Origin of the sequence: Xanthobacter dioxanivorans, from assembly GCF_016807805.1 — a bacterium.
Classification (GTDB): Bacteria; Pseudomonadota; Alphaproteobacteria; order Rhizobiales; family Xanthobacteraceae; genus Xanthobacter; species Xanthobacter dioxanivorans.
Window position 1 is genome coordinate 4,683,547 of record NZ_CP063362.1, and the last position, 22,011, is coordinate 4,705,557.

General features: G+C 69.5%; 18 protein-coding genes. 10 read left to right on the plus strand and 8 right to left on the minus strand.

Going from position 1 to position 22,011, the window contains the following annotated elements; genetic code table 11:
- Positions 1-35: 35 nt before the first annotated feature.
- Positions 36-953 (minus strand): alpha/beta hydrolase, encoded by a 918-nt coding sequence (locus EZH22_RS21905; RefSeq protein ID WP_203192538.1) that lies wholly within the window; start codon positions 951-953, stop codon positions 36-38.
- Between the two features lie 151 nt (positions 954-1,104).
- Entirely contained in the window at positions 1,105-2,427 is a 1,323-nt protein-coding gene (locus EZH22_RS21910; RefSeq protein WP_203192539.1) for a phenylacetate--CoA ligase family protein, read from the minus strand.
- Positions 2,428-2,680: 253 nt separating this feature from the next.
- Here EZH22_RS21910 and EZH22_RS21915 point away from each other — a divergent pair, with 253 nt between their 5' ends.
- Positions 2,681-3,310 carry a TetR/AcrR family transcriptional regulator gene (locus tag EZH22_RS21915; RefSeq protein WP_203192540.1) on the plus strand — a complete coding sequence of 210 codons (630 nt, stop codon included), beginning with the start codon at positions 2,681-2,683 and terminating at the stop codon, positions 3,308-3,310.
- A 43-nt stretch (positions 3,311-3,353) separates the two neighbouring features.
- On the opposite strand, the gene EZH22_RS21920 is transcribed toward EZH22_RS21915, so the two are convergent.
- The gene (locus EZH22_RS21920; RefSeq protein WP_203192541.1) at positions 3,354-4,580 is read right to left on the minus strand and encodes an NAD(P)/FAD-dependent oxidoreductase; all 1,227 of its coding nucleotides are present in this window, start codon (positions 4,578-4,580) and stop codon (positions 3,354-3,356) included.
- Positions 4,581-4,769: 189 nt separating this feature from the next.
- Between EZH22_RS21920 and EZH22_RS21925 the strand changes: the two genes are divergently transcribed.
- Both EZH22_RS21925 and EZH22_RS21930 read left to right on the plus strand, forming a co-directional pair.
- Positions 4,770-6,233, plus strand: a complete 1,464-nt coding sequence (locus EZH22_RS21925; protein ID WP_203192542.1) for a 3-oxoacyl-[acyl-carrier-protein] synthase III C-terminal domain-containing protein — start codon at positions 4,770-4,772, stop codon at positions 6,231-6,233.
- Between the two features lies 1 nt (position 6,234).
- A complete protein-coding gene (locus EZH22_RS21930) occupies positions 6,235-7,431 on the plus strand; it encodes an acetyl-CoA acetyltransferase (RefSeq protein WP_203192543.1) in 1,197 nt (398 codons plus the stop codon).
- 75 nt (positions 7,432-7,506) lie between these two features.
- Here EZH22_RS21930 and EZH22_RS21935 read toward each other — a convergent pair whose 3' ends face one another.
- On the minus strand, positions 7,507-9,585 hold the full coding sequence (locus EZH22_RS21935) for an FAD-dependent oxidoreductase (protein ID WP_203192544.1): 2,079 nt from the start codon (positions 9,583-9,585) through the stop codon (positions 7,507-7,509).
- Between the two features lie 209 nt (positions 9,586-9,794).
- Between EZH22_RS21935 and paaG the strand changes: the two genes are divergently transcribed.
- A complete protein-coding gene (gene paaG, locus EZH22_RS21940) occupies positions 9,795-10,610 on the plus strand; it encodes a 2-(1,2-epoxy-1,2-dihydrophenyl)acetyl-CoA isomerase PaaG (RefSeq protein ID WP_203192545.1) in 816 nt (271 codons plus the stop codon).
- Positions 10,611-10,691: 81 nt separating this feature from the next.
- Here paaG and EZH22_RS21945 read toward each other — a convergent pair whose 3' ends face one another.
- The 4 genes from EZH22_RS21945 to EZH22_RS21960 all read right to left on the minus strand — a co-directional run bounded on the left by EZH22_RS21945 (position 10,692) and on the right by EZH22_RS21960 (position 15,758).
- Positions 10,692-11,492 carry an FAD binding domain-containing protein gene (locus EZH22_RS21945; protein WP_203192546.1) on the minus strand — a complete coding sequence of 267 codons (801 nt, stop codon included), beginning with the start codon at positions 11,490-11,492 and terminating at the stop codon, positions 10,692-10,694.
- Between the two features lie 12 nt (positions 11,493-11,504).
- The gene (locus tag EZH22_RS21950) at positions 11,505-13,901 is read right to left on the minus strand and encodes a xanthine dehydrogenase family protein molybdopterin-binding subunit (RefSeq protein WP_203192547.1); all 2,397 of its coding nucleotides are present in this window, start codon (positions 13,899-13,901) and stop codon (positions 11,505-11,507) included.
- A gap of 93 nt (positions 13,902-13,994) precedes the next feature.
- On the minus strand, positions 13,995-14,513 hold the full coding sequence (locus tag EZH22_RS21955) for a (2Fe-2S)-binding protein (RefSeq protein WP_203192548.1): 519 nt from the start codon (positions 14,511-14,513) through the stop codon (positions 13,995-13,997).
- Between the two features lie 168 nt (positions 14,514-14,681).
- A complete protein-coding gene (locus tag EZH22_RS21960; RefSeq protein ID WP_203192549.1) occupies positions 14,682-15,758 on the minus strand; it encodes a bile acid:sodium symporter family protein in 1,077 nt (358 codons plus the stop codon).
- Between the two features lie 361 nt (positions 15,759-16,119).
- Here EZH22_RS21960 and EZH22_RS21965 point away from each other — a divergent pair, with 361 nt between their 5' ends.
- From EZH22_RS21965 to EZH22_RS21990, 6 genes are all read left to right on the plus strand, one after another.
- Positions 16,120-17,037: an ABC transporter permease subunit gene (locus tag EZH22_RS21965; protein ID WP_203192550.1), complete on the plus strand. Its 918-nt coding sequence runs from the start codon at positions 16,120-16,122 to the stop codon at positions 17,035-17,037.
- Positions 17,037-18,533, plus strand: coding sequence for a high-affinity branched-chain amino acid ABC transporter permease LivM (gene livM, locus EZH22_RS21970; RefSeq protein WP_203192551.1), 1,497 nt, complete (start codon positions 17,037-17,039; stop codon positions 18,531-18,533). The genes EZH22_RS21965 and livM overlap by 1 nt, the downstream gene beginning before the upstream one ends.
- Entirely contained in the window at positions 18,533-19,471 is a 939-nt protein-coding gene (locus tag EZH22_RS21975) for an ABC transporter ATP-binding protein (RefSeq protein ID WP_269902889.1), read from the plus strand. Before livM ends, EZH22_RS21975 begins: the two co-directional genes overlap by 1 nt.
- Positions 19,468-20,244: an ABC transporter ATP-binding protein gene (locus tag EZH22_RS21980; RefSeq protein ID WP_203192552.1), complete on the plus strand. Its 777-nt coding sequence runs from the start codon at positions 19,468-19,470 to the stop codon at positions 20,242-20,244. Before EZH22_RS21975 ends, EZH22_RS21980 begins: the two co-directional genes overlap by 4 nt.
- A 1-nt stretch (position 20,245) precedes the next feature.
- Positions 20,246-20,731: a DUF6867 family protein gene (locus tag EZH22_RS21985; protein WP_231711096.1), complete on the plus strand. Its 486-nt coding sequence runs from the start codon at positions 20,246-20,248 to the stop codon at positions 20,729-20,731.
- Between the two features lie 103 nt (positions 20,732-20,834).
- Positions 20,835-21,935 carry a branched-chain amino acid ABC transporter substrate-binding protein gene (locus EZH22_RS21990; protein WP_203192553.1) on the plus strand — a complete coding sequence of 367 codons (1,101 nt, stop codon included), beginning with the start codon at positions 20,835-20,837 and terminating at the stop codon, positions 21,933-21,935.
- The last annotated feature ends 76 nt before the right edge of the window (positions 21,936-22,011 follow it).

Genomic DNA, 22,011 nt, shown 5'->3' on the forward strand with positions numbered 1-22,011 from the left:
GGTGAGGAGGCCGGCACACGGAACGACGGCGGAGGTCAGAGGGCGCGGATGAAGGCGCCGATGCGCCGCAGGGACGCCCCGGCTTCCGGCAGCTCCTCGAACACCTGGAAATGGTGGGGCATCCCCTCGAACACCTCGACCTCGATGCGGCCACCCTGCGCCACGACCTTGCGCACCAGCAGATGGGCATCGTCGAGGGTGATGTCGTGGCCCCCGGCATGGACGAGGATGGCCGGCAGGCCGCTGAGGTCGCCCAGCACCGGGGAGGCCGCAGGGTCCGAGGGCGGATTGTCCCGCCCCAGATAGGTGCGCGCCATGGCCCGCAGTTGCGCGGGCCTGGAGAAGATATCGAGATCCGCCAGCGCGGTGTAGCTCTCTCCGCTCAGGGTCAGGTCCAGCCAGGGTGAGAGCAGGACGAGCGCCTTGGGCAAGGCCAGTCCCGCGTCGCGGGCGCGGATCGCCGTGCCGAGCGCGAGGGCGCAACCGGCTGAATCCCCCACGATGGCGAGCGGCGTGTCACCCGCGCGCACCAGCTCCGCATAGGCGGCGAAGGCATCGTCGGCGGCGGCCGGGAAGCGGTGCTCGGGGGCGAGGCGGTAGTCGAAGCCCAGCACTCGCGCCCCGCTCGCCGCCGCCAGCCGCGCCATGAGGCCGGCGTGGGAGCGGATGGAGCCGATCTGGAATCCGCCGCCATGGCAATAGAGCAGCGTCGTGCGCGGCGTGGCCTCGGGCGGATCGAACGCGCAGGCCGGCAGGCCCGCAATCCGCAGCGCGGTGCGCAGGACCTCCGGCGCACCCGCGCCATCGCCGAGAAACCGTTCGAAGCTCTCGCGGATTTCGGCGAGCGTCATGCCCCCCGCCCAGGCCGTGGTGGCCGCGACGATGCGCTGGCGCACGCTCCCGTAGGGGTCAGGATCGCCCATGGCGGGATCGCTCATCGTGGGATCAGTCATGGTGGCATCAGTCATGGCAGGGTCGCTCATGGCAGGGTCAATCATGGCGGGGTCGCTCATGGCGGGGTCGGTCACGGGGCGCGCCCGGCACGGCTACGGGGAGGGCCGCGCCGGCCCTCCCGCCTTCCCCGCATCGATCCGGACCGAGCCGTCAGTGGGCTTCCGAGCGGTGCAGAACCCGCGTCGCCTTCGCCTCGTAGCGCGGCAGGGTGCCCTCGGGATGGCACTCGACGTTTACGGTGATGCCGAGGCGCGCCTTGATCTCCCGCCGCACGTCATTGGCGGCCTGGTCTTCAGGGCGCTGGTCGGCGCGGGTTGCTTCCACGGCGATGGTCATCTTGCCGATGGTTGTGGCTTGGGTGTCGATGTAGATCTGCCAGACTTCCTTCGCGAGCCCCTTGATGCTGGCGATCACATCCTCGATCTGCGACGGGAAGACGATCACGCCCTTGAACTTGATCATGTCGTCGGTGCGCCCGATGATGCGCCCGATCTTGCGCATGCCGCGGCGGCCCGAGGGGCAGTCATAGGGGCGGCGGGACAGACGCACGAGGTCGCGGGTGCGCCAGCGGACCACCGGGGACGCCTCCTTGCGGATGGTGGTGACGACAATCTCACCCACCTCGCCTTCCGAGACCGGCTTCATGGTCTTCGGATCGAGGATCTCGACGATGACGGTGTCCTCGTTCAGCAGCTGCAGCTCGTCGTCGGCGTGGGTGTAGGGCGTGGAGATCGCCAGGATCGGGCCGCCCGCCTCGGTGGTGCCGTAGATGTTGTGGCTCATGAAGCCCTCGGGCATCTCCGCCTCGAGCTGGGCGCGGAATTCCGCCGACACCGACTGGCCGCCGAGGATCGCCACCTTCAGCGCCCATTCGGTGCGCGGGTCGATGCCCTGGCTCTTGGCTGCCTGCACCAGCGTCATCAGCCACAACGGCGACATGGACGCCACGTCATAGCGGTGGTCGCGCAGCCAGCGCGCGGCCAGCTCGCCGCGGCCGGGGCCGATGGGAAAGTTCGTGCATCCCACGGCGGAGAAGCCGGCGTCCAGCGCCGGACCGCCGATCCACAGGCCGTAGCCGTAGCCCTGATAGGCCCGGAAACCGCTGCGCACGCCCGCCGCCGTCAGCAGGCGCGCCATCTGGTAGGGCAGCAGTTGGTGCAGGTCGTTCCTGGTCATGCCGAACGTCACCGGCAGGCCGGTGGTGCCGGAGGTGGCGACGAAGCGCTCCACGCTCTCCAGCGGCACGGTGAGGAAGGGAAAGGGGTAATGGTCGCGCAGCAGCGACTTGTCCATGAAGGGGGCGCTCTCCAGCCCGTCGGCGGACGCGAGGTCTTCCGGCCGCATGCCGGCATCAGCGAAATGGGCCTTCCATTCCTCGCACTGTCCGAGCCGTGCCCCCAGCCGCACGAGCCCTTCCCTCTGGATCCTGTGAATGCCGTCGCGATCGAGCGACTCCACCTCTGGGTGCTGCATCTGTGTCCTCCCCATCCGACCGTTGGCTCTCGGGCGGCTCTGGCGGCCACCTCGTTTCTTCGCAATTAATAGACCGAACGAATGGTCTATGTAAACGCTGATTTTGATCTGCATCAACCGATGCCGGTCGAGCAGCGTTCTGGAGAGAATATAATCATGTCGGGAATGCGCGCCACCGGTATCCCGGACTTGGCAATCCCCAGCGGTGCGCCTATAGACCGAATGATCGGGACATTCTTACGGGTATGGTGCCGTGGCGCGAACACGCTCAGCCGAATATGACAATATCCACGATACCATACTCGACCGGGCGGCATCGGTTTTCGCGCGGCGGGGCTATGCGGCGACCTCGATCGGCGACATCGCCGACGCCTGCGAGTGCTCCAAATCACGGCTCTACCACTACTTCACCTCCAAGGAGGCGATCCTCTCCGACATGCTGACGTCGCATGTGGATGCGCTCCTCATGAAGTGCCGGCACACGCTCTACGGCTTCCAGGACCCCGAAGAGCGCTTCCGCCAGCTCACCCGCCTGTTCCTCGATGTCTACTCCGTCTCCCGCGACCGGCACGTGGTGCTTTTGACCTGCGCGGAGTTTCTGGTGCCGGAAACCCGGAAGGTCCTCGTCGCCAAGCAGCGGGAACTGATCGCCTATGTGCGGGACATCCTGCTGCAGCTGCGGCCGGACCTCGCGAAGGACTTCGCGATGGCCCACGTGGATACCATGCTGTTCTTCGGCATGATCAACTGGACCTACACCTGGTACCACTCCGACGGCGCCGTGTCGCCGAGCGAGCTGGCGGACCGCACCGTGGATCTGTTCGTCAACGGCTTCGCCAATGCCGGAGAGGCCCGGACGCGGCCCGCCCCGGCCAAAGGTTGACTCAACCAAAGGTTGATCTGGCCAAGGACTGAACCGCCGGGCGTCATGCCGACGGCGCCGTCCGGCGCAGCCGGGCGACCGGATCGAAATCCGCCGCGGACACCTCGGCGAAAGAGATTTCCGCCCCGGCCTCCAGCATCCGCTTGGCGGCCATGTAGGTGCGGGCGTCGTTGACCGCGTCCACCGCGATCATCCAGCCCTTGCGGAAGTACCAGAGCGACGAGCCGCGATCCGAGCGGCGGCGCACCACCGCGTCGTAGCCGCGGTTGAGCCCGACGATCTGCAGCTTCACGTCATACTGGTCCGACCAGAACCACGGCACCGGGGCGTAAGGGCGCGGGCGGCCGAGCATGGCGTCGGCCACGCATTCCGCCTGGTCCACCGCATTCTGCACGCTTTCGAGCCGGGTCGGCACGCCGTCGAGGGGGAAGCAGGCGCAATCCCCGGCGGCCCACACGTCCGGCGCCGAGGTGCGGCCAAAGACGTCCACCAAGATGCCGTTGTCGCAGGCAATGCCCGCCGCCCGCACCAGCTCATCCCGCGCCAGCACGCCGATGCCGACGATGGCGAGGTCCACGGGGATGCGTTCACCGTCCTCCAGTTCCACCGCTGCGATGGCCCCGTTTTCGGCGACGACCCCGGCCACGCAGCGCCCCTCGAGGATGCGGACGCCGTGCCCCGCGTGCAGGTCGCGGATGATCGACGCGGTCTCGGCGCATGCGACGCGATCGAGGATGCGCCCGGCACGCTCCACCACCACCACGCCGAGGCCGGCCTTCACCGCCACCGCTGCGGTTTCCAGCCCCACATAGCCGCCACCTAGGACCAGCAGCCGCCGGCCCGGCCGGATCTCCTCGCGCAACCTGTCAGCGTCGGCGAGGCCGCGCAGCTCATGCACCCCCCCGATCCCTGAGAAACCAGCCGGCAACGGACGCGGGCGCGTGCCCGTGGCGAAAGCGAGCTTGGTCCAGGGGACGGTTCGCCCGCCGGCAATCAGCGTGCGCGCCCCGGGAGAAATGGCGGTGACGGGAACGCCCGTGACGATCTCCACGCCGAGATCCGACCAGAAGGTCGTCGGTCGCAGGTAAAGCCGATCGAGCGTCCATTCTCGTTTGAGGTAGGCCTTGGACAAAGGCGGCCGCTGGTAGGGCGGATGCGGCTCCTCGCCGAAGACGGTGAGCCTCCCGGAATATCCGCTTTGACGCAGGCGCATGGCGAGGGAGGCCGCGGCCTGCCCGGCACCGACGACGGCGACGTGTTCCTGGTCCATGCTTTTCACACCGCCATATTAGTTGACCGATCGTTCTGACTATTATATTGCCGATTTGCGGGTGGCAATCGGGTTCTTCGGTCCGCCCTCCCGCTGCGGAGCCCGCCGGGCGCGCGCAGTCGCGATCCGGCGGCCGCCGGCGGCCCGGCACGCCGCCGTAATCAAAATCAAATGGGTGAGGACGCGACGGTGACGGGCATCACAGCGATCGGAATCCACCTGCCGCGACTGCGCCTCTCGCGCGCCGGCATGGCGGCGGCCATGGACTGGCTTTCTCCCCGCTCCGACGCGCGCGGGGCGCGCACCCTCGCCTTCTGGGACGAGGACGGCATCACCATGGGCGTCGCCGCCGCGCGGGCCTGCCTGGCGCACGCTCCGGAGGCCACGCGCGGTGAAATCCGCGCCTTGAGCTTTGCCACCACCACCCCGGTCTTCGCCGAGCCGCAGAATGCGAGCCTCGTGCACGCCGCCCTGCGTCTTCCGGCGGAAAGCATCGCCCAGGACAGCGGCGGCACGCTGCGCTGTGGGCTGATCGCCCTCCACATGGCCCTGGAAGGCACCGGGCCGACCCTCGTGGTCGCCGCGGACAGTCCGGTGAGCCCGGCCGGCAGCATCGCCGAATCCCGCTTCGGCGACGGCGCGGCAGCGGTTCTCGTCGGGGGCGGCCCGGCGCTCCTCGCCTATCGCGGCGGTGCCAGCCTCACGGCGCCGTTCATCGAGCGTTACCGCGCCGCCGACCGCGCCCTCGCCACCGATTGGGAGGAGCGCTGGGTACGCGAGGAGGGGTTCTTGTCCCTCGTTCCCCGCGCCATCGCCGATGCCCTCGCCGGCGCCGGGCTGGTCCCGCAGGACATCCAGCATTTCGTGCTGCCGAGCGTCATTCCCGGCTGCGCCAAGGCCGTCGCCCAGGCGGCCGGCCTGTCGAAGGCACGGCTCGCGGAAAACCTCGACATTGAATGCGGCGACACCGGCGCCGCCCATGCGCTGGTGATGCTCGCCCGCGCCATGGAACAGATGCAGCCCGGCGAGCGGGTGCTGGTGGCGCAGTTCGGCCAGGGCGCCACCGCATTGATCCTGGAGGCGACGGATGCCCTCGCCGGCTTCGATCCCGGTGTCGCCGCCGCGCTCGCGGGCGGCATCGCCGAGGCCAACTATCTCAAGCTGCCCATCTTCCGTGGCCTGCTGGCCTGGGAGCGCGGCCTGCGCGGCCGCCTGCCGGTGAACGAGGCGCTGACCACCGCCTACCGCAACGCCGAAGCCCTGCTGGGCTTCGTGGGCGGGCGCAGCCCGCAGACCGGACACGTCCAGTTCCCCGCATCCCACATCGCGGTCGCGGAATCCGGGTTCCACGCGCAGGCACAGGAGCCGTGGCCGCTGGCCGACCGCGGCGGGACGGTGGCCACGGCCACAGCCGATCGCCTCGCCTTCTCGCGCAGTCCGCCCAATTGCTACGGCCTCGTCGACATCGCCGGCGGCGGCCGCCTGATGATGGATTTCACCGACCCCGAAGCCGCGCGCCTCGCGCCCGGGGACAAGGTCCATTTCGTCTTCCGCATCAAGGACCTGGATGAGCGCACCGGATATCGCCGCTACTTCTGGAAGGCAGTGGCGGCCGCGGCGCCGATCGCCGCCGCGCAAGAGAAAGGCGCCTGAGATGGCCACAGGTATCAAGGACAGGGTCGCCATCCTCTCCATGGGCTGCTCGCGGTTCGGCGAACGCTGGGATGTGGGCCAGGAAGAGCTGATGGCCGAAGCCTATCTGGAGGCGCTGGGCGGCTCCGGCATCGACCCAAGCATGATCGAGGCGGCGTGGTACTCGTCCCATTACGACGACATCGGCGCCGGCAAGGCGGGGCTTCCCATGGCGCAGGCCCTGCGCCTGCCCGCCATCGGCGTCACCCGGGTGGAGAATTTCTGCGCGGGCGGAACGGAGGCCTTTCGCGGCGCGGTCTATGCCGTCGCCTCCGGCGCCGTGGACATCGCCTTGGCCGTGGGCGTGGAAAAGCTGAAGGATACGGGCTTCGCCGGCCTGCCGCCGGCCTCGCGCGGCACCTTCGCGCCCATGTACCTGCCGACCCATACCAATCCCGGCAACTTCTCCCAGCTCGCGCGCGCCTACGGCGCCCACCACGGCGTCTCCCGCGACGACCTGAAGCGCGCCATGGCGCACACTTCAATGAAGAGCCACTTCAACGCGGTGAAGAACAAGAACGCCCACCTGCGCAAGGCCATCACCATCGAGCAGGCCGTGAATGCGCCCCTGGTGGCCGACCCGCTCGGCCTTTACGATTGCTGCCCGGTCTCCGACGGCGCGGCCTGCGCCATCGTGACGACGCCCGAAATCGCCCGCAGCCTCGGGAAGAGCGCGCCCGTGCTGGTGAAGGCGATCCAGCTCGTCGCCTCCAATGGCTGGGAGGTGCAGCAGAGCGACTGGAACGGCGCCTACGTGCACACGGCGCGCATCGCCGCCCGGCGGGCCTATGCCGAGGCCGGCATCACCGATCCGCGGTCCCAGCTCAGCTTCGCGGAGCTGCACGATTGCTTCTCCATCACCGAGATCGTGACGCTGGAGGATATCGGCCTGAGCGATGAGGGAACCGCCTGGAAGCGCATGCGGGACGGCGCCTTCGACGTGGACGGCGAGATGCCGTGCCAGGTGGACGGCGGGCTGAAGTGCTTCGGCCATCCGGTGGGCGCCTCCGGCCTGCGCATGCTCTACGAGTGCTGGTTGCAGCTCACCGGCCAGGCGGGCGAACGCCAGCTCGGGGCGCCCAGCCTCGCCCTCACCCACAATCTCGGGGGCGCACCGGCCCAGAACGTGTGCTCCATCACGATTGTCGGTGCCGCCTGACCCGACCGTGGCGGCCCGTCGACTCCCCCGCCGCCGGCGCGAACCGACGGCGGGGGCTTTTCCTTCCCAGCCTGCTCAGGCGCCCTGCCCCGGCGCGAACGTGCCGGCTTTTTCCGCCAGCTCGACGAGCCGGGGCGCTGGGTTCGATCCAGCGCCTCCGGCGGCGTGGGCGGCTTCCACTTCCTTCAGAACCGCCGCCAGTCCCATCTGGTCGGCCGCCCACATGGGCCCGCCCTTGATGCGCGGGAAGCCGTAGCCGTTGACGAAGGCGAGATCGATGTCGGAGGCGCGAAGCGCGATGCCCTCGGCGAGCACCTTCGCCCCCTCGCTGGCCATGACGGCGAGGAGGCGCCGCTGGATTTGCTCGGCGGTGAAGCTGCGGGGGGTGATGCCCTTCGCCGCGCGGGCCTGCTCGATCACCTGCGTGACGAGGGGATCGGGGGCGCGGTTGCCGGCCGCGTCATAGGCGTACCAGCCGGCGCCGGTCTTGCGGCCGAGCCGGCCCGCCTCCACCAGCCGGTCGGCGATGTCGACATAGCGCTCGCCCGGATCGCGCGTCGCCGCCCGGCGCTTCCTCATGGCATAGGCGATGTCGAGGCCGGACATGTCCGAGACCGCGAAGAGGCCCATGGCGAAGCCGTAGGCCTCCAGCGCCGCGTCCACGTCTTGCGGTGAGGCGCCGTCCTCCACCAGAACTTCCGCGTGGCGGCGGTAGAGCGCATAGATGCGGTTGCCGATGAAGCCGTCGCAATTGCCCGCCACGATCGCCTGCTTGCCCATCTTCTTGCCCAGCGCCAGGGCCGTGGCGAGCACGTCCGGCGCGGTGCGGGCCGCCTTCACCACCTCCAGCAGCTTCATGATGTTGGCCGGGGCGAAGAAGTGCAGGCCCACCACGTCCTGCGGCCGGGCGGTGGCGGCGGCGATGGCGTCGAGGTCGAGATAGGAGGTGTTGGTGGCCAGCACCGCGCCGGGCCGGGCGATGGCGTCGAGGCGGCGGAAGATGTCGGTCTTCACCGCCAGGTCCTCGAACGCGGCCTCGATGACGAGGTCCACGGAAGCGAGCCGGCCCCAGTCGGCGGTGGGGGTGACGCGGGCGAGGCGCTCCGCGCCCTGCGCCGCGCTGATGCGCCCGCTCTTCACCTGCCGCTCGTAGACGGCGCGCACCCGGCCGAGGCCGGCCACTGCCGCCTCGTCGTCCCGCTCCACCAGGGTGACCGCGAGCCCGGCATCGGCCAGGGCCACGGCGATGCCCGCCCCCATGGTGCCGGCGCCGATCACCGCGACCGAAGCCACCGGCCGCGCCGCCACCCCTTCCAGCCCCGGCACCTTGCCGGCCTCGCGCTCGGCGAAGAACAGGTGGCGCAGGGCCTTGGCCTCGGCGCTCTCGCGCAAGGCGAGGAAGGCGGCGCGCTCGGCGGCGAGGCCGGCGGCGAAGTCGCCCGCCTCCGCCGCGCGGATGACCCGGATCGCCTCTTCGATGGCCGGCATGCCCTTCGCTCCCTTGCGGGCGCGGGCGATGGCGGCGGCTTCCGCGTCCTTGTCCCCCGGCGGCACCGGCAGCGCCGAGAGCCGGCGCTTGGCGGTTGCCGGCGCGCGCGCGATGGCGGCGGCGAGGACATCGCCCTCCACCGCGTCGACGAGGCCCAGGGCGAGGGCGTCCCTCGCCTTCAGCACCCGGCCCTCGCAGACCAGGGCGATGGCTTCGGCCACCCCTGTGAGGCGGGGCAGACGCTGGGTGCCGCCGGCGCCGGGGATGAGGCCGAGGCGGGTCTCGGTGAGGCCCACCAGCGCCTTCGGCCCGGCGAGCCTGAGGTCGCAGGCCAGCGCGATCTCGCAGCCGCCGCCCAGCGCGGCGCCGTCGAGCGCCGCCACCACCGGCTTGGCGCAGCCATCGATGGCCGCCACCACGTCGGGCAGCAGGGGCGGGCCCGGCGGCAGGCTCATCTCGCGGATGTCGGCGCCGGCGATGAACCGCCCCGCCCCGCCGCTGATGACCAGCGCCGCCACCTGCGGGTCACCATCAAGGACCCGCACCGCATCCAGCAGGCCCTGCCGCACGCCCGTCGACAGCGCGTTCACCGGCGGATGGTCGATGCCGATCACCGCCACCGCGCCATGGCGGGTCACGGTGACCGGAGAGCTCACGGCGTCCATGGATCAAACCTTCTCAACAAGGGCCGCAATGCCCTGGCCGACACTTCCCGCCATCGCAGCGTGGACGGCGGCGGATGCATGCTTCAAGGCTGTCTCCCGCTGCCCTAACCCGCCTGAGGGAGGTTGACAATCACTGCTCTAATTTAAAGACTAACTGTTCGATCTATTAATTCAAGAGGGCTCGCAGTGGCCCTTCACGGGAGGATTCGATGGGGGCACCGCCGAAGGAAGCAGGGCACACCGAGGCGGTGCTGCGCGTCACCCGCCATGACGGCTGGAGGGAGCTCACCCTCAACCGGCCCGATCGCCTCAACGCCTTCAACGCGGACCTGCACCGCGCCCTGGCCGCCGCGCTGGACGCGGCGGCGGACGATGCCTGCCGCGCCGTGCTCCTGACCGGCGCCGGGCGCGGCTTCTGCGCCGGTCAGGACCTCGGCGACCGCGCGAACATGGAAGGCCCGCCCGACCTCGGCGCCGCCATCGAGGCTTTCTACAATCCCCTCGTCCGGCGCCTGCGCGCCCTGCGAAAGCCCGTCGTCTGCGCGGTGAACGGCGTCGCCGCAGGCGCCGGCGCCAACATCGCCCTTGCCTGCGACATCGTGCTGGCGGCGCGCTCCGCCAGGTTCATCCAGGCCTTCGCCAAGATCGGCCTCGTGCCGGATTCCGGCGGCACCTTCTTCCTGCCGCGCCTCGTCGGCGATGCCCGTGCACGGGCTCTCGCCCTGCTCGGCACGCCGGTGGAGGCGGAGACGGCCGAACGCTGGGGCCTCATCTGGAAGGCGGTGGACGACGCCATGCTGATGGAGGAGGCGCGAGCCCTCGCCGCCCATCTCGCCACCCAGCCCACGCAAGGGCTCGCCCTCATGAAGGCGGCCCTCAATGCCTCCCCCGGCAACACGCTCGATGCCCAGCTCGACCTCGAGCGTGACCTGCAGCGGGAAGCCGGCCGCACGGCGGACTATCGCGAAGGGGTGAGAGCCTTCATGGAAAAGCGCCCGGCCCGCTTCATCGGGCGCCGCGCATGAGCGCTTCGGCCCATGCCGATGGGCGGCGCTGCCGCACCGGAAGACGCCAGCAGGGCGCGCCGGTCTCTCGCCACGCCCGGCTCAGCCGAGGGCCTTCGCCACCGCCCGCTTGCACATGACCTTTACCAGCTGGGCCCGATACTCGGCCGAGCCGTGTAGGTCGCTCATGAGGTCGGACGGGTCGAGGGCAAGGCTTTCCACCGCTGCCGGTGAGAAATCGGAGGTGAGCACGTCGCCCGCCTCCTCCCACAGGAACACGCCGGACTGGGACGCCCCGGTCACCGCGACGCGCACCTCGGCCGCCGTCTTGGCCACGAACACGCCGGCCATGGCATAGCGCGAGGCCGGGTTGCGGAACTTGGCGTACCCCGCCCGCTCCACCTTGGGGAAATCGACGCGGGTGATGATCTCCCCCTCCGCCAGCGCCGTCTCGAACAGGCCGCGGAAATAGGCGCCGGCCGGAATCTCGCGGCGGTCGGTGACCACGGTGGCGTTGAGCGCGAGCACGGCTGAGGGATAGTCCGCCGTGGGGTCGTCATTGGCCAGCGAGCCGCCGATGGTACCGCGGTTGCGCACCGCGGCGTCGCCGATTTCCCCGGCGAGATCGGCGAGGGCGGGAAGGACGGCGCGGACCACGGACGAAGAGGCCACCTGCGCGTGCCGCGTCATGGCGCCGATGGAGACACCCTCGGGAATCGCGGTGATGCCCACGAGGCCGGGAATGCGCGACAGGTCCACCAGCGCCGTGGGCTGGGCGAGGCGCTGCTTGAGGGTGGGCAGCAGGGTCTGCCCGCCGGCGAGGAGCTTCGCCTCGGGATCGGAGGCGAGGGCCGCGGCGGCATCGGAAAGGGCCGAGGGGCGCTGATAGTCGAAGGCATGCATGGCCGGTCCTCCCTATTCCGCCGCCTGCCGCGCGGCCCGCGCCGACAAGCTCTTTCTGGCGATGGCCCAGACCCTGGCCGGCGTCGCGGGCATGGGCACGTCCTCGGTGCCGAGGGCGTCGGTGAGCGCGTTGATGACCGCGGGCGGCGAGCCGATGGCGCCCGCCTCGCCGCAGCCCTTGATGCCCAGCGGGTTGGAGGGGCAGCGCGTCGTGGTGATGCCCACGGTGAAGGACGGCAGGTCGCCGGCGCGGGGCATGGTGTAGTCCATGTAGGAGCCGGTCACGAGCTGGCCGTCGGCATCATAGGTGACGCCCTCCAGCAGCGCCTGCCCGATGCCCTGGCCGAGACCGCCATGCACCTGGCCTTCCACGATCATCGGGTTGATGATGACGCCGAAATCGTCCACCGCCGTGAAGTTCACGATCTCGGTCACCCCGGTTTCCGGGTCCACCTCCACCTCGCAGATGTGGCAGCCGGCGGGGAAGGTGAAGTTGGTGGGGTCGTAGAACGCCCCCTCCTTCAGCCCCGGCTCGATCTCCGAGGTGGGGAACTTGTGCGCCACGTAGGCATTCAGCGCCACCTCGGCGAAGGCGAGGGAGCGGTCGGTGCCGGCCACGGTGAACCGGCCATCCTTGAACTCGATGTCCCCCTCGGCGGCCTCGAGGATGTGGGCGGCGATCTTCTTCGCCTTCGCCTCCACCTTGTCGAGGGCCTTGGAGATGGCCGACATGCCCACGGCGCCGGAGCGCGAGCCGTAGGTGCCCATGCCGAACTGCACCTTGTCGGTGTCGCCGTGCACCACGCTCACCTGGTCGATGGGGATGCCCAGGCGGGCGGAGACGAGCTGGGCGAAGGTGGTCTCGTGCCCCTGCCCGTGGCTGTGGGAGCCGGTGAGCACCTCCACGTTGCCGGTGGGGTTCACCCGCACCTCGGCGCTCTCCCACAGGCCGACGCCGGCGCCGAGCGAGCCCACCGCCGCCGAGGGCGCGATGCCGCACGCCTCGATATAGGCCGAGAAGCCGATGCCGCGCAGCTTGCCGCGCCGCTCCGCTTCCGCCCGCCGGGCCGGGAAGCCGGCGTAGTCGGCAAGCTCCATCGCCTTGTCCAGGGAGGCGTCATAGTCCCCCGCGTCATAGGCCATGATCACCGGCGTCTGGTGCGGGAAGGTGCGGATGAAGTTGCGGCGGCGGAAATCGGCGGGGTCCTCGCCCCGCTCGCGCGCCGCCTTCTCCACGATCCGCTCCAGGAGGAACGTCGCCTCCGGCCGGCCGGCGCCGCGATAGGCGTCCACCGGGGCGGTGGTGGTGTAGATGGCATCCACCTCGCAATAGATGGCCGGAATGTCGTACTGCCCGGACAGCAGCGTCGCGTAGAGATAGGTGGGGATCGAGGAAGCGAAGGTGGAAAGATAGGCGCCCATGTTGGCCCGGGTGTGCACCCGCAGGCCGATGATCTTGCCGGTCTCGTCCAGCGCCAGCTCGGCGTGGCTGATGTGGTCGCGGCCATGGGCGTCGGAGAGGAAGGCCTCCGAGCGGTCCGCCGTCCATTTCACCGGGCGGCCCACCTTCTTCGCCGCCCAGGCGCAGACGGTCTCCTCCGCGTAGATGAAGATCTTGGAGCCGAAGCCGCCGCCCACGTCCGGCGCGATCACCCGCAGCTTGTGCTCCGGCGCGATGCCGACGAAGGCGGAGAGCACCAGGCGGGCCACGTGCGGGTTCTGGCTGGTGGTCCACAAGGTGAACGCCTCGTCGCCGGCATCGTACTCGCCGATGGCGGCGCGCGGCTCGATGGCGTTGGGCGCGAGGCGGTTGTTGACGAGGTCCAGCGTCGTCACCTTGGCGGCGCGGGCGAAGGCGGCCTCGGTGGCGGCCCTGTCGCCCAGCTCCCACTCGAAGGCGGTGTTGTGCGGGGCGCAGTCGTGGACCTGCGCGGCGGTCCCGTCCTGCGCGGCGGCGAGGTCGGCGACCGCCGGCAAAAGCTCGTACTCCACCTCGACCGCGAGGGCGGCGTCCTTTGCGGCATTGAGGCTCTCGGCGATCACCACCGCCACATGGTCGCCCACGTAGCGCACCTTGTCCTTCGCCAGCGCCGGGTGGGAGCCCATCTTCATGGGGCTGCCGTCCTTGGAATGGATCATCCAGCCACAGATGAGGTCGCCGATGCCGTCGGCGGCGAGGTCCGCGCCGGTGAGGATGTCCACCACGCCCGGCATGGCCTTGGCGGCGGTCACGTCGAGGCTGCGGATGCGGGCGTGGGCGTAGGGCGAGCGCAGGAAATAGGCGTGGGCCTGGCCCGGACGGTCGAGATCGTCCGTGTAGCGGCCCTTGCCGGTGATGAAGCGGTGGTCCTCCTTGCGGCGCACGGCGGCGCCGATGGGCGTGACGGTGCTGGAGACGCTGGCGTTCATCGGTGTCCTCCCTGGGGGACGGCCCTGAGTGTTCGTGGTGGTTCCCGGCCGGGACGCCGGCCGTTGTTCGGCTTCGGCGGGCCGGCTGGCGGCCTATTCGGCCGCGCGCGGCGTCGCGGCGGCACCCATGGCGCGCGCGCCGGCGGCGATGGACTTGACGATATTGTGATACCCCGTGCAGCGGCACAGGTTGCCGTCGAGGTTCTCGCGGATGGTCTTCTCGTCGAGATCGGGGCCGAAGCGGGTCACGAGGTCCACCGCGCTCATGATCATGCCCGGCGTGCAGAAGCCGCACTGGAGGCCGTGATTCTCGCGGAAGGCCGCCTGCATGGGGTGCAGCGCGCCGCCCGTGGCGAGGCCCTCGATGGTGGTGACGCTCATGCCATCCGCCTGCACGGCGAGCATGGTGCAGGACTTCACCGCCTCGCCCCCCACATGCACCACGCAGGCGCCGCACTGGCTGGTGTCGCAGCCCACGTGCGTGCCGGTCAGGTCGAGATTTTCCCGCAGGTACTGGACGAGCAGCGTGCGCGGCTCGATTTCGGCGGAAACGCTACGTCCGTTCACCGTCATGGCGACGGGGACGCGGGCCGGCTTGGTGGCCTCGGTCATGCCTCACCTCCCTTGTCCACCCTGCGGCGGCGCGGGTTGCTCCCGCGTCCCCCTTTACCTGGGCGGCGTCTTTCATTGGAGCAATGTGAGACTGCCGGCGCGGTGCGGTCAAGGTGCATGGCGGGGCGGCGAAGCGCCCAGCCAGCCAGCGGCCGGCCAGCGACGAGGTCAGGCGCGCGAGCGCGCCCGCTCCGCCACCGGCTCGGGAAGCATCACCTCGTCGTCCTCGGCGATGAGCGAGGGCTCGCTTTCCTCGGCTTCCAGCCGGGCGAGCCCGTCCGCCCGTGTGGCGCTGCGCCCTGCGATGACGCCGATGATCACCAGCTGCAGGAAGTGGTAGAGCATGATCGGCGTGATGATGAGCGACAGAGCCGGCGCCGCGCCGAACATCACGTGCGCCATGGGCAGCCCGGTGGCGAGCGACTTCTTGGAGGCGCAGAACACCACGGCCGTGGTGTCCGCCGGCGAAAAGCCGAACAGGCGGCAGGCCACCTGCACCAGGGCATAGACCACCGCCAGCAGCAGCAGCACCGCGGCCACGATCTCGGCCAGAAGGGCCACGCTCTGCCCCTTCCACACGCCGGCGACCACGCTGTCGCAGAAGGAATTGTAGACGATGGCGAGGATCACCGCCCGGTCGGCGACCCGCACGAGCCCGCGATGGCGCTCCACCGCCTTCAGCAGCAGCGGCCGCGCCGCCTGTCCGACGGCAAGCGGCAGGACCACGAGCACGACGAGCTTCAGGATCACCGCCCCAAGATCCATGCCGCCGCCCACCGAGTGCAGGTACCACGCCATAAGCATGGGCGTGGCGAACACGCCGATGAGGCTGGAGATGGACGCGTTGAAGATGGCCACCGGCACGTTGCCGCGCGCCAGCGAGGTCATCGCCACCGAGGAGGAGACGGTGGACGGCAGCGCGGCGAGGAAGAAGAAGCCGGTCGCCAAAGCCTCCGGCAGCAGGTTCCCCATGAGCGCGAGCACCACGAGGACGACGGCGGGGAACAGCAGGAAGGTGGCCGCCTGCACCACCAGGTGCAGTTCCCAGCGCGCCGCGCTCTCGATCAGCCGCCGCGGCGCCAGCGACACGCCGTAGAGGAAGAAGATCAGCGCCACGCCCCAGCTCGCCGCCTTGTCGGCATGGAGCACGCCACCGGTGACGCCGGGCTGCGGCCAGGCGAGGGCGAGGAGGACGGTGGTGGCGAGGGCGACGAGGAACGGGTCGAGCTTCAGTCGTGACAACATGAGCCATGCGGTGAGGCGTGAGAGTCACACCCCTGTGGCCATCCCCTGCCCCATCGCGCCATGCGGGTTCCTGAGGAGCCCGCCGGAACGTTTATGAACTGCCCGCATTCGCCTGAGGCGACACCCGGGCGGGCTCGCGCCGATCTTCCTGTCGACAATATGCCAAGAGTGCGTCCTGTTTTCGCCGGGGTCAACCACCCAGGGCTCGCATGCGGCGAAACCCTCGCCCGGGCACCGTGCGAGAGGGTGCAATTGTCTCGGCCGGCAGGGCAGGCTATGAGTCGAAAAAGCGGCAGCGCCCAATCGTCAGGCATGATGACGAAATAGGCGCGCCCCACCGGACAGAGGGGTCAGGCGGCGGATGGAAGTCTTCGTCCAGCAGCTCATCAACGGATTGACCCTCGGGTCGATCTACGGATTGATCGCCATCGGCTACACGATGGTGTTCGGCATCATCGGGATGGTGAATTTCGCCCACGGCGACGTGTTCATGGTGAGCGCCTTCATCGGGCTCATCTGCGTGCTGCTTCTCACGACGGTGGTCGGGCTCAGCTCCATCTTCCTCATCCTAGCCCTCACCCTGGTGGTGGCGATGGTGTTCACCGGGCTGGTGAGCTGGACCATCGAGCGCGTGGCCTACCGGCCGCTTCGAGGCTCCTTCCGCCTGGCGCCGATGATCTCCGCCATCGGCATGTCGATCCTTTTGTCCAACTTCGTCCAGGTGGCCCAGGGCCCGCGCAACAAGGCGCTGCCGCCCATGGTGCCGGACGTGATCGTGGTCATGGAGCGCGAGGGCTACCAGGTGACCCTCGCCTACAAGCAGATCATCATCATGGTGGTCACGGCGGTGCTGCTGGCCGGCTTCTGGTGGCTGGTGCAGAAGACCTCGCTCGGCCGCGCCCAGCGCGCCTGCGAGCAGGACCGCCGGATGGCGGCGCTGCTCGGCATCAACGTCGACCGCACCATCTCGCTCACCTTCGTGATCGGGGCGGCGCTCGCGGCGGTCGCCGGCGTGATGTACCTGATGTATTACGGCGTCGTGAACTTCGCCGATGGCTTCGTGCCGGGCGTGAAGGCCTTCACCGCGGCGGTGCTGGGGGGCATCGGGTCCCTGCCAGGGGCGGTTCTGGGCGGGCTCCTCATCGGCCTCATCGAGACCCTCTGGTCCGCCTATTTCAGCATCGAATATAAGGACGTGGCGGCCTTCTCCATTCTCGTCGTCACCCTCATCTTCCTGCCGCAGGGCCTGCTCGGCCGGCCGGAAGTGGAGAAGGTGTGATGTCCACGAGCGACGTGGACCTGCCCGTTCCGGGCACGGTCGTCCCGCCGGCGCCCGCTCCGATTCCGCCGCCCCCCTCCGGCCCCGCGGCCTCCCCCTCGGTGCTGGGGGAAGCCGTCAAGGATGCGGTGGTGAGCGGCATCCTCACCGGCCTCCTGCTGCTGCCCCTGGTGGGCTTCCGCGCCACGGAGGCCGGCAGCGGTCCGCTCATCCTCACCACCCGCTTCGGCCTCGTGGCGGTGCTGGCGGGCCTGGTGGCGGTGCTGCGCCTGACCCTGCACCTCACCCTCTGGCGGCCCGGCCGCACGGCCAAGGTGTCGGCTGCCCCGTCCCCGCTCGCCCGTCTGGCGCAGAAGGCCGGTCCCGCCTTGAAGCCGGCCTTCTTCAGCTTCGCCCTCGCCTATCCGTTCCTGTCCATCCTGCTGGCCGGCGGCCTTTCCGAAAGCCGCTACTGGGTGGACCTCGGCATCTACATCCTCACCTATGTGATGCTCGGCTGGGGCCTCAACATCGTGGTCGGGCTCGCCGGCCTCCTGGACCTCGGCTACGTGGCCTTCTACGCCGTGGGCGCCTACACCTTCGCGCTCCTGTCCACCAGCGTGCCGGTGGGCGACTTCGTCAACGGGCATCTCGGCGAGGGCTTCTGGACCGCCTGGTCGTTCTGGATCTGCCTGCCCCTGTCGGGCCTGCTCGCCGCCTTCTGGGGCGTGATCCTGGGCTTTCCGGTGCTGCGCCTGCGCGGCGACTATCTCGCCATCGTCACCCTCGCCTTCGGCGAGATCATCCGCCTCGTGCTGATCAACTGGGTGTCGCTCACCAATGGCGGCGCCGGCATTTCCTCCATTCCGCCCATCAGCTTCTTCGGCATGCCCTTCACCAGCTCCGAGACCGGCTTCGCCGCCACCTTCGGCCTGGACTTCGATTCCATGCACCGGATCATCTTCCTCTATTTCGTGATCCTGGGCCTTGCCGCGCTAACGGCGCTGGTCACCATCCGCCTGCGCAAGATGCCGGTGGGCCGCGCCTGGGAGGCCCTGCGCGAGGACGAGATCGCCTGCCGCTCGCTCGGCATCAACACCACGCTCACCAAGCTCACCGCCTTCGCCACCGGCGCCATGTTCGGCGGGTTCGCCGGCGCCTTCTTCGCCGTGCGGGTGCGGTTCGTCTCGCCCGAGAGCTTCACCTTCATGGAATCGGCGGTGATCCTCGCCATCGTGGTGCTCGGCGGAATGGGATCGCAGATGGGGGTGGCGGCGGCCGCCATCCTGCTGATCGGCGGCATGGAGATGCTGCGCAACCTCTCCTTCCTCAAGGCCGACTTCCTGTTCGGCCCGGATTTCGATCCCTCCCTCTACCGCATGCTCATCTTCGGCTTCGCCATGGTGGCGGTGATGGTCTGGCGCCCGCGCGGCCTCGTCTCCTCCCGCATGCCCACCATCTTCCTGAAGGAGCGCAAAGCCGTCTCGGCCGCGCTGGTGAAGGAGGGCCACGGCTGATGGCGATGCCGTCCCCAGAGGCCGCGCGCCCATCCCCGCCGCGCGATCCGATCCTCGTGGTCGACCACCTCTCCATGCGGTTCGGCGGCCTGATCGCGGTCAACGACGTGTCCTTCCACGCCACGCGCGGCGAGGTCACCGCGGTGATCGGCCCCAACGGCGCCGGCAAGACCACGGTGTTCAACTGCATCACCGGCTTCTACAAGCCCACCACCGGCCGCCTCGCCTTGTTCCACGGCGCGGCGCCGAGCGCGGCCCGGCTCGACGCGGTCACCGCCGCCGGCCTCTCCTGGGGGCGCACCGGCACCGGCGCGCTCTATCTTCTCGAGCGGCTCGCCGACCACAAGGTCGCCTCCTGGGCGCGGGTGGCGCGCACCTTCCAGAACATCCGCCTGTTCTCCGGCATGACGGTGCTGGAAAACCTGCTGGTGGCGCAACACATGTCGCTCACCAGCTCGGGCCTGCTCAGCCCCGCGGCGCTTTTGAACCTGCCCTCCTGGAAGCGGCAGCAGCAGGCGGCGGTGGACAAGGCCCTCTACTGGCTCCACAAGATCGGCCTCGTGGCGCGCAGCGACGACCCGGCGGGCGACCTGCCCTATGGCGACCAGCGCCGCCTCGAAATCGCGCGCGCCATGTGCACCAGCCCGGTGCTGCTCTGCCTCGACGAGCCCGCTGCCGGCCTCAACCCGCGCGAGTCCGCCGCCCTCAACGAGCTGCTCTTGTCCATCCGCCACGAGCACCAGACCTCGATCCTGCTCATCGAGCACGACATGTCGGTGGTGATGGAGATCTCAGACCACGTGGTGGTGCTGGAATATGGCTGCAAGATCGCCGACGGCACGCCCGAAGAGGTGCGCAACGACCCACGGGTGATCGCCTCCTATCTCGGCGTCGAGGAGGACGAGACCGCCGTTGTCGCGGCCGAGGTGGGCGCATGAGCACCAGCGGCCTTCTGCCCGGCGCCGAGGCGCGCCCCGCCCCCGCGCCCCGCGGCGCCCCGCTTTTGTCGGTCGCCGGCGTCACCGCCTATTACGGCAACATCATCGCCCTGAAGGGCGTCGACCTTGAAGTGAACGAAGGCGAGATCGTGACCCTCATCGGCGCCAACGGCGCCGGCAAGTCCACGCTGATGATGACCATCTGCGGCAATCCCCGCGCCCGCGACGGGCGCATCATGTTCGCCGGGCATGACATCACCCAGCTGCCGACCCACGAGATCATGCGGCTGAAGATCGCCCAGTCGCCCGAAGGCCGGCGCATCTTCCCGCGCATGACCATCTACGAAAACCTGCAGATGGGCGCCGCGGTGGACGGCAACGCCCATTTCACCGAGGATCTCGAACGCGTGTTCGAGATGTTCCCGCGCCTGCGCGAGCGCCTGCACCAGCGCGGCGGCACCCTCTCCGGCGGCGAGCAGCAGATGCTCTCCATCGCCCGCGCGCTCATGAGCCGGCCGCGCCTGCTCCTCCTGGACGAGCCGTCCCTCGGCCTCGCGCCCCTGGTGGTGCGGCAGATCTTCGACGTCATCCGCACCCTCAACGAGACCGAGGGGCTCACCGTGTTCCTGGTGGAGCAGAATGCCTATCACGCCCTGAAGCTCGCCCACCGCGGCTACGTGATGGTGAACGGCCAGATCACCATGTCCGGCGCCGGCGCCGAGCTGCTGGCCCGGCCGGAGGTGCGCGCCGCCTATCTCGAGGGAGGACGCTGACATGAAGGGGGAGGCCGACGTGAAGGGGGAGGCTGACATGGGGGAAGCGCAGAATCCCGGCGGCTCCTTCTCGCTCATGCTGGTGGTGCCCCTCGCCGCGCTGGTGCTGCTTGTCGTGGTCCTGCTGATCTGGCCCGATCTGCTGATCGGCGCCTCGGTCGGCGATTTCCTGATCGTCACCGTCCTCCTCGGCGGCGGAACCGCATGGCTCACGGGCAAGGCCGTGGCGCGCGGATGGGGGCCCTATTCCCATCTCGTCCTCTACAGCCTGCTGCTGGCGGGGGCGGTGCGCTTCTGCCATTTCGCCCTGTTCGGCGACACGCTGGCGTCGCTGGAGCCGGCGCTGGTGGAGTTCGTGCTTCTCCTCGCCATCGCCACGCTCGGCTTCCGCGCGCTGCGCCGGCGGCAGATGACGCATCAATACGACTGGATGTTCGAGCCGGCGGGCCCGCTCGCCTGGCGTGCGCGCACCGGCGGCCCGCGCTGAGGCGGGCCGCACCATCGACACGAATGGGATTTGCGGCACAATGCGCCGCAAGGAGTCGCCGGAGACGGAAATTGTCCGCGCCGGCCGAGAGGGGAGAGACCTTATGAAGAAGCTGATGATGGCGTCGCTGGCGCTGGGCGCCGGCCTCGTGTTTGCGGCGCAGGCGCAGGCCCAGGTGAAGATGGGCGTGGGCGGACCCATGACGGGTGGCGCCGCCGCCTTCGGCGCCCAGCTCAAGATCGGCGCGGAACAGGCCGCGGCGGATATCAACGCCGCGGGCGGCATCCTCGGCCAGAAGATCCAGATGTCGGTGGGCGACGATGCCGGCAAGCCCGAGCAGGGCAAGTCGGCCGCCAACAAGTTCATCTCCGATGGCGTGAAGTTCGTGGTGGGCCACTTCAATTCCGGCGTGTCGATCCCGACCTCGCAGGATTACGAGGAAGCCGGCGTCCTCCAGATCAGCCCCGCCTCCACCAACCCCACCTTCACCGACCGCAAGATGTGGAACACCTTCCGCACCTGCGGCCGCGACGACCAGCAGGGCGCGGTGGCCGGCGCCTACATCGTCAAGAACTTCAAGGACAAGAAGGTTGCCATCGTCCACGACAAGACCCCCTACGGGAAGGGCCTCGCGGACGAGACGCAGAAGGCCATGAGCAAGGGCGGCGTCAAGGAAGTGCTCTATGAGGGCATCAACCCCGGCGAGAAGGACTATTCGGCCCTCGTCTCCAAGCTGAAGGCGTCCGGCATCGACCTCATCTATTACGGCGGCCTGCATCCGGAGGCCGGCCTGATCGTGCGGCAGATGCGCGACCAGGGCCTGAAGACCGTGCTGTTCGCCGGCGACGGCATCGCCGACAAGGAATACTGGACCATCGCCGGCCCCGGCGCCGCGGGCACCCTCATGACCTTCGGCCCCGATCCGCGCAACAACCCGGCGGCGAAGGACATCGTGGCGGCGTTCAAGGCCAAGGGCATCGATCCGGAAGGCTACGTGCTCTATTCCTACGGCGCCATGCAGGTGATCAAGCAGGCGGCCGAGGCGGCCAAGTCCCTCGACCCCAAGAAGGTGGCGGCCGAGATGCACTCGGGCAAGACCTACAACACGGTGCTCGGCCCGCTCTCCTTCGACAAGAAGGGCGACATCACCAAGCTCGACTACGTCGTCTATGAGTGGAAGGATGGCGCCTACAAGCAGCTGTGATCGCTGTTCCACCCGCAGTCGGAAAGCCCGCGCAAACTTGCGCGGGCTTTTTCTTTGGGCCTCCGCGCCTCAGGCT